9 protein-coding genes (1 of these 9 only partly in view) are annotated in these 15,940 nt (G+C 70.1%); 3 read left to right on the plus strand and 6 right to left on the minus strand.

Annotated elements, in window-relative coordinates:
* Positions 1-8,976, plus strand: the final stretch of a protein-coding gene (locus NY1_RS17830; RefSeq protein ID WP_084535066.1) for a non-ribosomal peptide synthetase. It extends 19,467 nt beyond the left edge of the window; the window shows 8,976 of its 28,443 coding nt (coding positions 19,468-28,443); its start codon lies beyond the left edge, outside the window; it ends in the stop codon at positions 8,974-8,976.
* 32 nt (positions 8,977-9,008) lie between these two features.
* Here the strand turns inward: NY1_RS17830 and NY1_RS17835 are convergent, their stop codons facing one another.
* The 4 genes from NY1_RS17835 to NY1_RS17850 all read right to left on the minus strand — a co-directional run bounded on the left by NY1_RS17835 (position 9,009) and on the right by NY1_RS17850 (position 11,943).
* A complete protein-coding gene (locus NY1_RS17835) occupies positions 9,009-9,314 on the minus strand; it encodes a transcriptional regulator (protein ID WP_067714130.1) in 306 nt (101 codons plus the stop codon).
* Positions 9,311-9,775, minus strand: coding sequence for a hypothetical protein (locus NY1_RS17840; protein WP_067714131.1), 465 nt, complete (start codon positions 9,773-9,775; stop codon positions 9,311-9,313). The genes NY1_RS17835 and NY1_RS17840 overlap by 4 nt, the downstream gene beginning before the upstream one ends.
* Before the next feature lie 64 nt (positions 9,776-9,839).
* Complete coding sequence (locus NY1_RS17845) at positions 9,840-11,027, minus strand: serine hydrolase domain-containing protein (protein WP_084535067.1); 1,188 nt, start codon at positions 11,025-11,027, stop codon at positions 9,840-9,842.
* A gap of 106 nt (positions 11,028-11,133) precedes the next feature.
* On the minus strand, positions 11,134-11,943 hold the full coding sequence (locus NY1_RS17850) for an alpha/beta fold hydrolase (RefSeq protein WP_067714133.1): 810 nt from the start codon (positions 11,941-11,943) through the stop codon (positions 11,134-11,136).
* Between the two features lie 94 nt (positions 11,944-12,037).
* Between NY1_RS17850 and NY1_RS17855 the strand changes: the two genes are divergently transcribed.
* Positions 12,038-12,817: an HAD family hydrolase gene (locus NY1_RS17855; RefSeq protein WP_233434370.1), complete on the plus strand. Its 780-nt coding sequence runs from the start codon at positions 12,038-12,040 to the stop codon at positions 12,815-12,817.
* Positions 12,814-15,162, plus strand: a complete 2,349-nt coding sequence (locus NY1_RS17860; protein WP_067714135.1) for a glycoside hydrolase family 65 protein — start codon at positions 12,814-12,816, stop codon at positions 15,160-15,162. The genes NY1_RS17855 and NY1_RS17860 overlap by 4 nt, the downstream gene beginning before the upstream one ends.
* Here the strand turns inward: NY1_RS17860 and NY1_RS17865 are convergent.
* The gene (locus NY1_RS17865) at positions 15,150-15,500 is read right to left on the minus strand and encodes a cupin domain-containing protein (protein WP_067714545.1); all 351 of its coding nucleotides are present in this window, start codon (positions 15,498-15,500) and stop codon (positions 15,150-15,152) included. The two genes, NY1_RS17860 and NY1_RS17865, sit on opposite strands and share 13 nt — an antisense overlap.
* Positions 15,501-15,505: 5 nt before the next feature.
* On the minus strand, positions 15,506-15,868 hold the full coding sequence (locus NY1_RS17870; RefSeq protein ID WP_067714137.1) for a nuclear transport factor 2 family protein: 363 nt from the start codon (positions 15,866-15,868) through the stop codon (positions 15,506-15,508).
* Between the last annotated feature and the right edge of the window lie 72 nt (positions 15,869-15,940).

A 15,940-nucleotide genomic window follows, 5' to 3' on the forward strand; every position in this document is an offset into this window, starting at 1 on the left:
ATCTTCGCCGAAGTACTCGGGCTGGAACGCGTCGGCGTCGATGACGACTTCTTCACGCTCGGTGGCGATTCGATCGTCTCCATCCAGGTGGTGGCACAGGCGCGCGCCCAGGGCGTCGTGTTCGGGCCGCGCGATGTGTTCGAGCAGCGGACACCGGCGCGCTTGGCGAAATGCGCACGCGTGCTCGATGGTTCGGCCACGACCGGCCTCGCCGAACTGGCCGGTGGCGGTGTCGGCGAGATGCCGCTGCTGCCCGTGGCGCAGTGGATGGTGGAGTGGGGCAGGGGATACGACCGCTTCGATCAGCACGTCGTGTTGCGATTGCCCGCGGGCGCTGCCGCAGCGGATGTGGCCGTCGCCGTCGAGGCCGTGCTCGAACGGCACGACCTGCTGCGCTCGCGGCTGCACCGCGGCGACTCCGGAGACTGGTCGCTGGTCGTCGCACCGCCCGCGGACGTCGAGGCCGGGGTGGTATTGCGCAACTGCGTGATCGAGGCAGACGTCGAGACCGAGGCCGGGTGGCAGCTCGCCACCGAAACCACAGCGGCACAACTGAATGCGGCACTGGGCCGCTTGCGCCCGGACGCCGGGGTCATGGTCCAGTTCGTTCACCTCGCACCCGCGGACGGTGCGGCAGGGTGGCTGCTGGTGGTGGCGCACCACCTCGTCATCGATGGCGTCTCCTGGCGGGTACTGGCCCCGGATCTGCTGTCGGCCATCGCGCAGGCGCAGGCGGGTGCGGTCCCGGCGCTGGAGCCCGTCGGCACCTCGATGCGCCGGTGGGCGCACGGACTCGCCGGTGCCGCAACCGAACCCGCACGGATCGCCGAGCTCGAACTGTGGCAGCGCATGGCCGCGGACGTCGATCCGAACTGGGGCGGCCGGGAACTGGATCCGGCGATCGACACCGCCGCGACCCTCGAACAGGTCGGTGTGGAGCTGCCCGAGACGGTGACGCAGACCTTGCTGACGCGGGTACCGGCGGCCTTCCACGGCGGCGTCAATGACGGACTGCTGGCGGGTCTGGCCGTAGCCGTTCGTATCTGGCGTACTCGCCGCGGTATCGACGAGCCGTCGATCTCGGTGCGCTTGGAGGGCCACGGCCGCGAAGAACAGGTCGTGCCCGGAGCGGATCTGTCCCGCACCGTCGGCTGGTTCACGACCATGTTCCCGGTTCGCTTCGACCTCACCGGCATCGACGCCGATGCCGTCACCACCGGCGGCGACGCGGTCGCGGCAGCGGTGCTGGCGGTGAAGGAAACCCTGCGCTCGATCCCCGACAAGGGCATCGGTTACGGACTGCTGCGGTATCTCAATGCGGAAACCGCCGCGCGACTGCCGGATCGGATGCCGGGCGGGATCGGGTTCAACTACCTGGGCCGCGTGTCCGGCACGGACGGCATCGACGGCGGATTGGGGGAACTCACGGTCGCACCGGATCCGGCGATGCCGGTGACCGTCGCGGTCGACGTGAGCGCGATCGTGCTCGAGGACCGCTTGCGCGCCGACTTCCGTTTCCCGCGCACCCTCCTGGACCGCGCCGAGATCGAAGAGCTCGCGAGTTTGTGGACCGAGGCGCTGACCGCTATCGCCGCGCACGCCGAAACGCCGGGCGCGGGCGGGCATTCGCCCTCGGACTTCCCGCTGGTCGCCTTGACGCAGAATGATGTCACCGCACTCGAACAGGCGTATCCGTCGCTGTCGGATGTGTGGCCGGTGACGCCATTGCAAGCCGGGCTGCTGTTCCACGCCCACCTGGCCGATCACGGCACGAGCGTCGACGTCTATGCCGCCCAGGTGACGCTGCGCCTGTCCGGTCCGCTCGACCTGGACCGGCTGCACCGCGCTGCCAGTGTGCTGCTGGAGCGCCACACGAGCTTGCGCACGGCATTCACGACCACCGCTGGTGGGACGAGTGTGGCCGTGGTATGTGACGACGTCGAATTGCCTTGGCAGGTAGTCGATCTGAGTGGTGAGCCGGATCCCGAAGCGAGCTTGACCGTGCTCGCCGCATCCGAGCAGGCCCGGCGCTTCGATCTCGCCGTGGCGCCACTGCTGCGCGCCACGGTGGCGAAGCTGGGCGCTGATCGGTGGGCGGTGATCCTGACCGACCACCACGTCATCCTCGACGGCTGGTCCTGGCCGCTGCTGGTCACGGATCTGTTCACCCACTATGCGGGCGGCGGGGAATCGGCCCTGCCCGCGGGCTCGTATCGAGACTTCCTGGCGTGGTTGGGAACTCGTGATCGCGAAGGCGCCCTGACCGCCTGGTCCGCGGCTCTCGACGGTCTCGAACCCGCGCTCATCGCCGATCACGCCACCGCCGCCACCGGCGCGGCCGCCGATCACGCGCTCGTGATCGACGCCGCCGCGACCCGGGCGCTGCTGAACGCCGCGTCCGACGCCGGCGTGACGCTCAATACCGTGCTGCAATCGGCCTGGGCGATGATCATGGCCCAGGCCGTCGGTCACACCGATATCGTGTTCGGCGCCACCGTTTCCGGGCGGCCCGCCGAACTGCCGGCCGCCCAGTACACCATCGGCCTGTTCATCAATACGATTCCGGCCCGCGTCCGGCTCGACCCCGCCGAAACCGTGACCGCGCTGTGGACCCGTATCCACGCCGAACAGGCCGCCCTGCTCGACCATCACCATCTGGGGCTGCCGGATATACACGCGCTCACCGGCAACGACCTGTTGTTCGACACCGCCATGGTGCTCGAGTCCTATCCCGTGGACGCGCGCGGACTGCGCCAGGTGACCGATCTGGGCGGACTGGAGCTCACCGGTGTGACGGGCACCGACTCCACGCATTTCGCATTGTCCTGCACCGTGATTCACCAGGACGAGTTGCGCATCCGCCTGCAATACCGGCCCGAGTTGATCGACGCGGGCGCGGTCGCGGCGCTGGGGGAGCGGCTGGCGCTGCTGCTGGGCACGATCGGCGCGGACCCGGCCATACCGGTGCGAGACCTGGAGCTGCTCGGTGCGGCGGAGCGAGATCGCCTGCTGCACCGGCCGATTCCCGACGCCGACGCCCGGCTGCTCGAGGGGGCCGATCCCGCCGGGGTGACCCTGCCGGGCCTGCTCGCGGCAGTGGTCGCCGCCAATCCTGACGGTGCGGCCGTACTGGAACGTGACCGGCGGATGACCTATCGCGAGCTGGACAAACAGTCGAATCGACTGGCCCGGTACCTGATCGGGCAGGGCATCGGCCCGGAGTCCGTGGTCGCGATCGGCGTCTCACGCTCGCTGGAATGGGTGCTCGCGGTGTGGGCGATCGCCAAGACCGGGGCGGCATTCCTGTCGGTGGACCCCGCCCATCCCGAGGACCGGAATCGGTTCGTGTGCACGGATTCCGGTGTGCGGGTGGGTATTACCACCGAGCGTCATCGCAGGGCACTGCCGGACGACGGACCCGAATGGCTCGTACTGGACGACGCGAGCGTGGCCCAGGCCATCGCGCAGTGCCCGGACGGCCCCGTGACCGACAGCGATCGGCACGCGGCGGTACGGCCCGGCAATACGGTCTACGTGATCTACACCTCGGGTTCGACCGGACGGCCGAAGGGCGTCGAGGTCACCCACGCCGGGCTCGGCGCCCTCGCCGCCGCCCACCGGCAGCGGTACGCGGTGCACGCCGGCTCCCGCGTCCTGGGCGTGGGCGCACGGACTTTCGACGTGGTCGTGCTGGAATTCCTGCTCGCGGTCTCCGCCGGAGCCGTGCTGGTGATGACGCCCGACGACGTGTACAGCGGTCCGCCGCTGACCGAGCTGATGCGCGACGAACGCATTACGCACGCCTGGCTGACCCCGTCGGTCGCCGGTTCGCTCGACCCGGACCAACTCGACGAACTGCGCATCGTCTGGGTCGGCGGCGAGCACTTCACGCCGCAACTGGTGGCCCGCTGGGCGCACACCGACCGCGCCGGAACCCGGCGCATGTTCAACTCCTACGGGCCGACCGAGGCCACCATCATCACCACGGTCAGCCGCGAACTGCGGGCCGGCGAGCCGGTCACCATGGGCGCGGGCATCGCCGGACTGCGCCTGCTGGTCCTCGACGCCTGGCTGCGGCCCGTGCCGGTAGGCGTGGTGGGCGAGCTCTACGTCGCGGGACCTGGTGTGGCACGCGGATATCGCGGCCGCGCGGACCTCACCGCCGCACGCTTCGTCGCCGACCCGTACGGTGCGCCCGGACAACGGCTTTACCGCACCGGCGACTTGGTGCGCTGGCTGGCCGGTGCCGCCGACTCCGCCACGGCCGACTCCGCCACCGGCTCATCCAGTGCGGCTGACGCCCGCACGGCGGCATCCACTGTGCCCGACTCCGACACGGCGCTGTCGACTGTCACCGACCTCGTCGCGGACGCGCTGGAATTGCAGTACCTGGGCCGCTCCGACTTCCAGGTCAAGGTGCGTGGACAGCGGCTGGAGCTCGGTGAGATCGAGGCGGCGCTGTGCGATCTGGACGGGATCGCGCAGGCCGTGGTCGTGCACGTGCCCGGCGAGAACGGTTCCGCCGGTGCGCGATTGGCCGCGTACGTGGTGGCCGGGCCGGGGCGGGTGGTGGTCGCCGAATCGGTGCGCAAGGCGGTCGGGGAGCGGCTGCCGCGGTTCATGGTGCCCGATGTGGTGACGGTGCTCGACACGCTGCCGTTGAACACCAGCGGCAAGGTCGATCGTAAGGCGCTGCCGCGGCCGGTCATCGAAGTCACGGAATTCCGGGCCCCGGCGACACCGGTGGAACGGCGGGTGGCCGCGGTGTTCACCGAGGTGCTCGGCGTGGACCGGGTCGGCCTCGACGACGACTTCTTCGCCCTCGGCGGGAATTCGCTGTCGGCCACCCGATTGGCGGCGCGACTGGCCGACGGCGTCGGTGCCCCGGTGGCGGTGCGGGACGTCTTCGAGACCTCGGTGGTCGGCGACCTGGCCGCGCGGCTGGCGACCCGGATGACCGCTGCGGCCGAACTCGAACGTCCGCGCCTGCGCCCCCGGGTGCGCCCGGAACGCGTGCCGCTGTCGTTCGCGCAGCAGCGCATGTGGTTCGTGAACCGGTTCGCACCCAAATCCATGGCCTACAGCATTCCGCTGGTGCTGCGCCTGTCCGGCGCGGTGGATACGGCCGCGCTGGCGGCGGCGCTGTGGGATGTGCTGGCCCGCCACGAGGTACTGCGCACCAGGTACCCGGACGCCGACGGCGTGCCCTACCAGGTGGTGACCCCGGTCGCGCGGCTGCGGGAGGCGGTGGACGTCGACCTGACCGCGCGGCCGGTGCGCGAACACGAGATCGAAGGCGTGGTGGCCGACATCGTGTCGATGGGATTCGATGTGGCCGAACGGATTCCGCTGCGGGCACGACTGCTGGCGGTGGGCGCGGAGGAATACGTCCTGGTGCTCGTGGTGCATCACATCGCCGCCGACGGGTTCTCCATGACCCCGCTGGCCCGCGACCTGGCCGCCGCGTACACGACCAGGAGCGTCGGACGGGAGCCGCGGTGGTCACCGCTGCCGGTGCAGTACGCCGACTACACGCTCTGGCAGCGCGAACTGCTCGGCACCGCCGAGGACGCGGAATCCGTGCTCGCACAACAACTCGGCTACTGGCGCGACCGGCTCGCCGGACTGCCGGAGACCTTGGAGCTGCCGTCCGACCGGCCGCGTCCGGCGGTGGCATCCCATCGCGGGGCCCGGCACGAGTTCGTCCTCGAACCGGAGCTGGTGGCCGGGCTGCAACGCCTCGCCCAGGACACCGGGGTCACCCTGTTCATGCTCTTCCACGCCGCGCTGACCGTGGTGCTGGCACGGCTGTCCGGCTGCGCCGACATCGCCGTCGGCACCCCGGTGGCCGGGCGCGGATCGGCCGAATTGGACGATCTGGTGGGCATGTTCGTCAATACCGTCGTGCTGCGCACCCGCGTCGACGAGTCGATGCCGGGCCGCGAACTGCTCGCCGCGGTCCGCGACGCCGACCTGGATGCCTTCGCGCACGCCGAGATTCCGTTCGAACAGGTCGTGGAGGCCCTCGACCCGCCGCGCAGCCAGGCCCGGCATCCGCTGTTCCAGGTGATGCTCGGCTTCCACAATCTCGACGCGGCCGGATTCTCGCTGCCCGGGGTCGAAGCGACCGTCACCGGCGCGGACACCGGCATCGAGCGGTTCGATCTGACCTTCACCCTCACCGACGCCCCCGATGCGGCGGGCGCGATCCCGGTCGGAATGAGCTATGCCACCGAACTTTTCGACGCCGTCACGATGGCGGCGCTGGCGTGGCGATTGCGTACCGTACTCGCCGCTCTGGCCGCCGATCCGGGCATTCCGGTGCGCGAGGTCGACACCCTGTCGGTGCCCGAGCGGGAGCAGCTGCTCAACGTCTGGGGCCGCAATGATCGCGCTGCCGCGGACGTGGTGACGCTCCCGGAGCTGCTCGCGGCCGCCGTGACCGCGAACCCGGACGGGACGGCGCTGCGAGACGGTGACCGCACGCTGACCTACCGGGAACTCGACGAGCGGTCGAACCGGTTGGCGCGCAGGCTCATCGAGCAGGGCGCCGGACCGGAAGCCGTGGTCGCCGTGGCCGTGCCGAGGTCGCTGGAATGGGTCCTCGGCGTGTGGGCGGTCGCCAAGACGGGCGCGGCCTTCCTGTCGGTGGATCCGGCCCATCCCATCGAACGGAATCGGTTCGTCTGCACCGATTCTGTTGTGCGGCTGGGTATTACGTCGCGGCAGTACGTTGGGTCGGTTCCGGATGACGGTGTGGCGTGGCTCCTGGCCGATGACCCCGCGGAGTTCGATCGCTATTCGGCCACTGCCCTGTCCGAGGCCGATCGGCGTGGAGTGGTGTGGCCGACGAGCACCGCCTATGTGGTGTACACCTCGGGTTCTACCGGTCGCCCCAAGGGCGTGGAGGTCACGCACGCCGGATTCGCCGCCGTGATGGCCGATCATCTGCGCCGCTGCGAAATCGATTCCAACGCAAGGGTACTCGCGGTGGCCGCACGGACCTTCGACGCCGCCATCCTGGAATTGCTGCTGTCGGTCGCGGCGAGCACGACGCTGGTTGTCGCACCCGCCGAGGTGTACGGCGGCCAGCCGCTCACCGAGCTCATGCGAGCCCAGCGCATCAGCCACGCGTTCCTGACGCCCGCCGTGGCGGCAACCCTGGAACCCGAAGCGCTCGACGACCTTCGAGTCCTGCTCACCGGCGGCGACCGCGCCACCGCCCAGCTGGCGGCACGTTGGTCGCGCACCGACAGCGCGGGCTCACGCCGGGTGTACAACCTCTACGGCCCGGCCGAAGCCACCATCTGGGTGACCGGCGCGGAACTGCTCCCGGAGCAGCCGCCGGCCATCGGCGAACCGATCACGGGCATGTCGGTGGCGGTGCTCGACGCCTGGCTGCGCCCGGTGCCGGTCGGCGTGGTGGGTGAGCTGTACCTCGCGGGACCCGGTGTGGCGCGCGGATATCGCGGCCGGGCCGGGCTGACCGCCGAGCGCTTCGTCGCCGATCCGTACGGCGCGCCCGGCGACCGCCTCTACCGCACCGGCGATCTCGTGCGCTGGGCCGCCGACGAATCCGGCTCGGGTGCACTGGTATTCGTGGGCCGCTCCGACTTCCAGGTGAAGGTGCGCGGACAGCGCCTGGAACTGGGCGAAGTCGAAGCGGCGCTGGTCGCCGTGCCGGGCGTGGAACAGGCCGTCGCCATGATCCGGGACGCGAAGGAAAGCGAAAACGGCAGTGCCACCGCTCGTTTGGTGGGCTATGTGGTGGCCGCACCCGGACAGCAAGCCGACCCGGAGGCGATCCGGAGCGCGGCCGCGCAGCACCTGCCCGCCTATATGGTTCCCGACCTGGTGATGGTTCTCGACGCCATGCCGATGACCGCCACCGGCAAGATCGACCGCAAGGCGCTCCCGGATCCCGAACTGCCGGTGCGGGCTTTCCGGGCGCCGTCGACGCCGAACGAACAGCTGATCGCCGACGTCTTCGCCGAAGTCCTCGGCGTGCAGCCGGTCGGCGCGGACGACGACTTCTTCGCCCTGGGCGGCAACTCGCTGTCCGCGGTGCAGGTCGTTTCCCTGGTGCTCGCCCGCAGCGGATCGCAATTGCAATACAACGAGCTGTTCTCCGACGCCACCCCGGCATCGCTGGCCCGAGCCCTGGACCGCGGCGCCGACCCGATGAACATCTCGCTCGGCGTCCTGACGCCGCTGCGCTCCTCCGGCGATCGCTCACCGCTGTTCTGCGTGCACCCCGGCGGCGGCCTGGCCTGGGTGTACGGCGCGCTGGTCGGGCACCTCGCACCCGACCGTCCGGTCTACGGCTTGCAGGACCCGTACATCGTCGCCGGCGAATCCCGACTGGATTCGGTCGACGCCTACGCCGACCGGTACGTGCGCGAGATCCTGGAACGCTGCCCCGACGCCACCTACAACCTGCTCGGCTGGTCCCTCGGCGGGCAGATCGCACACGCCATGGCGGTGCGGCTGCAAGAGCTCGGCCGCCCGGTCGGACTGCTCGCCCTGGTCGACGCCACCCCCGAATCGGGCGCCGGCGAAACCGCCGCACCGACGCGAAAGGAAGTGACCGAAGCCGTCTCCCGCATCCTCGGCGGCTGGCGCGACATCCTCGAACTGGACGAGATCCCGGAAATCGGCGAGCTGGACGACTTCTACACCCTGATCGCCGAACGCATCGGCCGCGCGGGAATCCTGGCCCCGCAACAGGTCCAGCGCGTACTGGAAAGCTTCTCCAACCCGCTGCCCTACCTCCCCGGCCGATTCACCGGCGACGCGGTGCTGTTCACCGCCGGCCGCGAATCCGGCCGCGACCGCCTGGCCGACACCTGGCGCAGCCACATCACCGGCCGCATCGATCAGATCGCCATCGACGAATGGCACACCGGAATGCTGAACGCGGACAAGGCCGCCGAAATCGCACCGCTGCTGGAATCGCGACTGCGGGCCGGCGGCTGACCGGCCGCCTCACGGTCCCGGCCGCCCCCGGCTCAGTCCGGGGGCGGTGTCGCGCTCGCCACGATTTCCTGTAGGGCGGCGATGTGACCGTGGAACGCGGTGCGGCCGGTGTCGGTCAGGCGGGCGCGTAGTTTGCGGCGGGCGCCGTCGAGGCGGCGTTCGGTGGTGACGTAACCGGCGTCCTCGAGAGTCGCTAGCTGTTTGGACAGGGCCGAATCCGAGAGGGCCAGGCGGTCTTTGAGGTAGGCGAACTCGGCCCAGTCGGCTGCCGCCAGGGTGGCGACCAGCGACAGCCGGGTGCTGGGGTGGATGAGTTCGTCGAACCGGGCGTTGGTCATGCCCGCACCCAGGCGCGCAGGGTGCGCAGGATCTCCGGGCCGCCGAAGCCGACGATGGCCGCGACGAACACGGCCGACCAGATGGCGGGGTGCCGGGCGCCGTCGGCGTTCAGGGCGAAGGCTGCTCCGATGGTGACCGCGACCAGGCCGAGCAGCATTGCGATCACTACCAAGGGCACACGGCGGCCGGCGGTTTCGGCGCTGACCCGGACCTGGCCGGTGCGGCTGCGGCCGTCCAGCAGCCGGGAGGCGATGGTGGAGTGGCCGATGCCGAAGGCCAGGGTGGCGGCAATGACGAGCCATTGCGGGCCCAGGTCGCCGACGATGCCGAGCACCAGCCAGCCGGCGGCCATGCCCCACCAATAGGCGCGGGGGAGGCCGACTTCCGCGGCCACCTGGCGTTCGGCGCGTGCGGCCGCTTCGAGGGCGGCGCGAGCTTGATCGGGAGCGATGTACTCCATGATAATTCCTCACTTTCCTGCCTGGAAAGTGAGGCTCCCACTTTCCTAGTAGGAAAGTCAAGGGTCAGTCCGACGCGCACACGGCCGTGTCGAAGACCTTTTGCAATGCGGCGGTGGCGGCGGCATCGGCCGGGCGCAGGTTGGCGATCACCGTGACGGCGCGGCCGGTCGGGGTGACGCCGTTGTAGGTGCGGAAGCCGGGGATGGAGCCGCCGTGACCCCAGACGGTGAGGTCGCAGGGGGCCGTGGCTTGGGTCAGGCCCAGGCCGTAGGAGTAGCCGGGACGATTGGTGAGCGGTCGCGGGTCGGCGCGCATGGCGGTGGATTGCGCGGTGGGAAGCAGGTTTCCGGTGATCAACGCGGTGAAGAAGCGGTTCGCGTCCGAGCCGGTGGAGACGATCTCACCGGCCGCGCCGGCCCAGGACGGATCGAAACGCGTGTAGTCCGTGGGCTTTCCGTCGATGGACTCGTAACCCTGCGGGTGCGGGGTGCGGATATCGGTGTCGCCCGCGGCCGGGAAGTAGGTCTCGCGCAGGTGCAGGGGACCGGTGATGCGGCGGTCGACCTCATCGGCGAGGGGTCGGCCCGTCACGCGTTCGACCAGCAGGCCGACGATGAGGAAGTTGGTATTGCTGTACTCGGCGCGCTCGCCGGGCTGGAAATGCGGCGGCATGGCCATCGCGGAGCGGACCAGCGCGGCGGCGTCGAAATGCTTGGTCAGCAGCTCGTCCGAATCATCCTGCAACTCCGGCAGTTCGAGATACTCGGGCAGACCGCTGGTGTGCTGCATGAGATTTCGCACGGTGATGCGATTGCCGTCGATGCCCTCGCCTCGCACCACGCCCGGTAGATACCGCTCGATCGGTGCGTCCAGGTCGACCGAACCCGCCGCCACCAATTGCATGAGCACGGTCGCGACGAACGCCTTGGTATTACTGCCGAAACGAGCGTGCGCGCCCTCGGGGAAGGGGGTGCGGGCGGCGATATCGCCGACCCCGGAGGCGGCGGTCCAATCCAGGCCGTCGGCGGTGACCACCACCTGCACCCCGGGAATCCCGGCGGCCACGGCCGCGTCGAGGGTCTGCTGCACGGCGGTGCGCGAACTGTCGGACAGCGGGCCGTGCGGCGGCGGGGCCGGATCGGAGGTGCAGGCGGCGACTGTGCCCGCCAGCACCGCGACGGCCGCCAAGGGGGCGAAACGGAGCAGGCCGGGGCGTGCGGTCGAAGCGGATTCGGTCGCCGGGGATGTCATGAGCTGGACGGTAGCCGCGCGCCGGACGGGGTGGCATCGCCCCACTGGCTCATTCGCGGTCATCCCTGCGGCGTATCGCCGATGGGGGAGAACCCGCCCGCACCCCCTAGCCCGGCCCGGGGTGGTCGCCGCTTAGGAAATGCTCGATCTCCCGGGACAGCCTGCCGCCGAGGAAGATTCCGTAATGCCCGCGCCGCGGATACAGCGCGAGCTGCGCGCCCGCCGCCCCGCGCACCGTCCGGCCGATGATGTCCGCCGTCAGCAGCGGATCCCGGTCCCCGGCCACGAGCAGCAGCGGCGCGGTGATGTCGGCCAGCCGCTCCCGGCAGTCGAAAGCGGCCAGGGCGGTGGCCATCACGATCCCGTCGGACAGGTCCCGGCCGCGCAGTCCGCGGTCGTTGCACCACATGAGCAGGGACGCCGCCGGACGCAGGCCGGGCGAGGGCGTCACCATGCGGGTGAACGTCCGCATGGGCGGTCGCCCGGCCCGCGCCCGCAGCGCCCAATCGAGCAGTGCCCGCTGCCCGTACGCCGACCAGGTGTGCCCGGCCCCGGCGACGATCAGCCGCCGCACCAGTTCGGGATGGTCGGCGGCCAGTTGCAATGCCATCGCGCCGCCGGCGGACAGGCCCGCGATATCCACGGGCGCGGTGAAATTCGCGGTCAGCGCCGCCGCGTAGTCGTCCGCGAAATCCGCGACGGACGCACCCGGCGGCACGCCCACGCGCCTGCCGATCAGATGGACCTTCCGTCGCCGCGACAGGGTTCGCAACTGCGCCAGCAGCATTCGCCGCGTCGCGCCGGCGGGATTGCCGTGCAGCGGGGTGAAACCGGAGAACACCACCAGGGACGGGCCGTTCCCCATGGTCAGGTGCGGCAGACCACCGCCGAGCCTGCCTTCCGTCACGGGCAGCATAGGCCGGGACTACCCGCGCCCGGCGGCCCGAAACCGCCACGCCGGTGGGTCGTTTGACGCGCCGCACGCCGGGTAGGCGATTCGCGACGCCGGGATGGCACGGCGTCGGATCGACGATCAGGAGAACACCATGCGCCTGGGCCTGCCGGATGCGATCGCGGCGACGCTGTTCGACCTGGACGGGGTGCTGACCGATACCGCCGCCGTGCACGAGCGCGCCTGGCGGCAGGTCTTCGACGAGTTCCTGGAAGCACGGTGCGGGGCGGGATTCCAGCCCTTCTCCGCACGGGACTATCAGGAATACGTGGACGGCAGACCGCGGTCCGACGGGGTGCGTGAGTTCCTGAGAGCGCGGAATATCGCTGTGCCGGAAGGGAAGCCGGACGATTCGGCGACCGAGTCGACGGTGCACGGGATCGGGAATCGGAAGAACGAGCTGCTGCTGTCGCTGATCGAACGCGACGGCGTGCACGTCTACCCCGGGACGGTGGAATACCTGTCCGCCGTGCGGGACGCCGGATTACGGATCGCGGTGGTGTCGTCCTCGGCCAATGCCGAGGCGGTGCTCGCGGCGGCCGACCTGGCGCGGTTCGTCGAAGTTCGGATCGACGGCAAGAGTTTCGCCGCGCAGGGGCTGCGGGGCAAACCCGCGCCGGACGGATTCCTCACCGCCGCGGACGAGCTGGGGGTGCGCCCCGATGCGGCGGCGGTGTTCGAGGATGCCGTCGCCGGGGTCGCGGCCGGGCGCGGCGGCGATTTCGGGTACGTCGTCGGGGTGGAACGCACCGGGACCCCGGCCCATGCCGAAGCCCTGCGCCGAGCCGGGGCGGATGTGATCGTCGGTGCTCTCGCGGACCTGGGCGGAACCCGATGAGCGATCCCGGTTTCGAGATATCGCCGTGGGAATTGCGCTGGTGCGGACTGGATCTCGAGGCGCTGCACCGCACCGAATCGATCTTCGCGCTGTCCAACGGGCATCTGGGACTGCGCGGCACCCTCGAGGAAGGCGAGCCGGTCGGGCTGCCCGGCACCTACCTGAACGGTTTCTACGAATCCCGGCCGCTGCCGTACGCCGAAGTCGGCTACGGGTATCCGGAGCACGGGCAGACCGTGGTCAACGTGACCGACGGCAAGATCATCCGGCTGCTGGTGGAGGACGAGCCGATGGATCTGCGCTACGGGGACACCCGGGCGCACAATCGGGTGCTGGACTTCCGGTCCGGGACGCTGCGCCGGGACACCGAATGGACCTCGCCGACCGGGCGGACCGTGCGGATTCGCTCGGAGCGGCTGGTGTCGTTCACCGAACGCGCGATCGCCGCGGTGCGTTACGAGGTCGAGCCCCTCGACGGCGATATCGAACTGGTGGTGCAGTCCGATCTGCTCGTCAACGAACCGATCACCGCCACCCGCGGGGATCCCCGGCTCGCCGCGGCCCTGGACCGGCCCTTGATCGCCGACGATGTCGCGGCGCGCGAGCTCGCCGCCGTGCTCGTGCACCACACGCGCAGTTCCGGATTGCGGATGGCGGCCGGAATGGATCACGAACTCGCGGTGCCGGGTTCGGCGCGCTGCGGGGTGCACGCCGAGGACGAGCTGGCGCGGGTGACCATCGCCGCCGATGTGCCGTTCGGTGAAAAGCTCTGTCTCACCAAGTATCTCGCGTACGGCTGGTCGGCGCGTCGCTCGGCGCCCGCCCTGCGCGCACAGGTGGAGGCGGCGCTCGCGGCGGGACTGGACACCGGCTGGGAAGCGCTGCTGGCCCGGCAGCGCGCCTACCTCGACGAGTTCTGGGCGCAGGCCGATATCGAACTCGACGGTGATCCGGAACTGCAGCAGGCGGTTCGGTTCGCGCTGTTCCATGTACTGCAGGCGGGTGCGCGCGGTGAGGCCCGGGCCATTCCGGCCAAGGGTCTCACCGGCCCCGGCTACGACGGGCACGCGTTCTGGGACACCGAGACCTTCGTGCTGCCGGTGCTCACCTACACCATGCCGGGGGCGGCCGGGGACGCGCTGCGCTGGCGGCATGCCACCCTCGATCAGGCCCGGCGGCGGGCGCGGGAACTCGGGCAGGCGGGGGCCATGTTCCCGTGGCGGTCCATCGACGGCGAGGAAGCGTCCGGATATTGGCCGACCGCCACCGCGGCGGTGCACGTCAATGCCGATATCGCCGACGCCACCGCGCGGTATCTGACCGCCACCGGTGACGAGAAGTTCGAAATCGACTGCGGGGTAGAACTGCTGGCCGAGACCGCCCGGCTGTGGGTGAGCCTCGGGCATTACGACACCGCCGGACTCTTCCGCATCGACGGTGTCACCGGACCCGACGAATACTCGGCGCTCGCCGACAACAACCTGTACACGAACCTGCTCGCCCGCCGGAATCTCGAGGAAGCGGCCGCGGCGTGCGAGCGGCAGCCCGAGGTGGCCGACCGGCTGGGGGTCGACGCCGCCGAGCTCGCGCATTGGCGCAAGTGCGCGGCGGCCATTCTGCTGCCCTACAACCACGAACTGGGGGTGCACGAGCAATCGGAGGGGTTCACCCGTTACGCGCCATGGGATTTCGCGGCGACGCCGGCCGAGAACTATCCGCTGCTGTTGCACTACCCGTACTTCGATCTGTACCGGCAGCAGGTCGTCAAACAGGCCGATCTGATTCTGGCGATGTACCTGTGCCCCAATGCTTTCGACCTGGGACAGAAGACCCGGAACTTCGACTATTACGAGGCGCTGACGGTGCGCGACTCGTCGCTGTCGGCCAGTGTGCAAGCCGTGCTCGCCGCCGAAGTCGGCCATCTGTCACTGGCTTTCGACTATTTCGCCGAGGCGGCTTTCACCGATCTGCACGATCTGCACCACAATGTGTCCGCCGGACTGCACATCGCCGCCCTGGCCGGTACCTGGATCAGCTGTGTCGGCGGGTTCGGCGGGCTGCGCGACCAGGACGGCCTGCCCGCGTTCGCGCCCCGGCTGCCCGCGCCGATCGATCGGCTGGCCTTCCGAATCCTGTGGCGCGACAGCCGAATCCGCGTGGAGATCACCGCCGCGAACACCACCTACCGGCTGCTGACCGGTGAACCGGTCCGGCTGACCCACCACGGTGCGGCACGGGTACTGAACGGTGAACTCACCCTTCCCAATCCGCCCGCGCCCGTGGTGGCAGCGCCGCGGCAGCCCGCCACCCGGGCCCCGCGGCACAACCGCCGTCACTTGGCGTAATGGCTTGCGCCCCACCAATCCACGACCACCACGTCCTCATCGCCCACCACCCAGGCGTCGTGCCCGGACGGCAACGCGGTGACCTGGCCGGGCGTGGCATCGAATTCGGTGCCGTCGGCCATCAGAATGTGCAGGGTGCCCGCCACGTGATACTGGAAATGCGGGGCCTCGCACCATTCGGTGCCCGCGATCGGTTTCACGTCCTGCGACCAGCGCCACCCGGGATGCAGGACCAGCCGGCCGATATCGCTGTCGCCGACCTTCAGGATCTCGGCGCGGCCCCGATCGAAGGCCCGCACCTCGTCGGGCGTGGCGAAATCCCGGTGCTCGGTGCCCATGGCGATCACCGATCCCACGCCTGCACGCCGGTCTCCCGGACGATGCGGCCGTCGGACAGATCCATGGTCACCGCGCACAGCACCCGGGTGCCGTCGGGATACCGGCAGGCTTCGAAGAAGTTCACCGTGACCCCGTCGGTGACGGCGTGCTGGATCTCGTGCGTCATCTCGCGCCCGCACACATCGGCCAGATACGCGCCGATCTGATCGCGCCCGCGCAATACCCGCGGATGACTCGGTGGATTGTCCTGATCGATCATGCGTACTTCCGCGTCCTCGGCGTACATCGCGCGCAAGGCCGCGGCGTCGCGCTCCTCGATCCCGCGGCGGAACTCGCGCAGATCGAACCCGGTATCGGTGGTGCTCATGACGTGCCTTTCTCCCTGGTTTCCCGGCCCGTGGGAAGTCTGCGCGGCCTGCGTCAAACGCGCGTCAAGCGC

Source organism: Nocardia yamanashiensis NBRC 100130 (genome assembly GCF_001613325.1).
GTDB lineage: Bacteria > Actinomycetota > Actinomycetes > Mycobacteriales > Mycobacteriaceae > Nocardia > Nocardia yamanashiensis.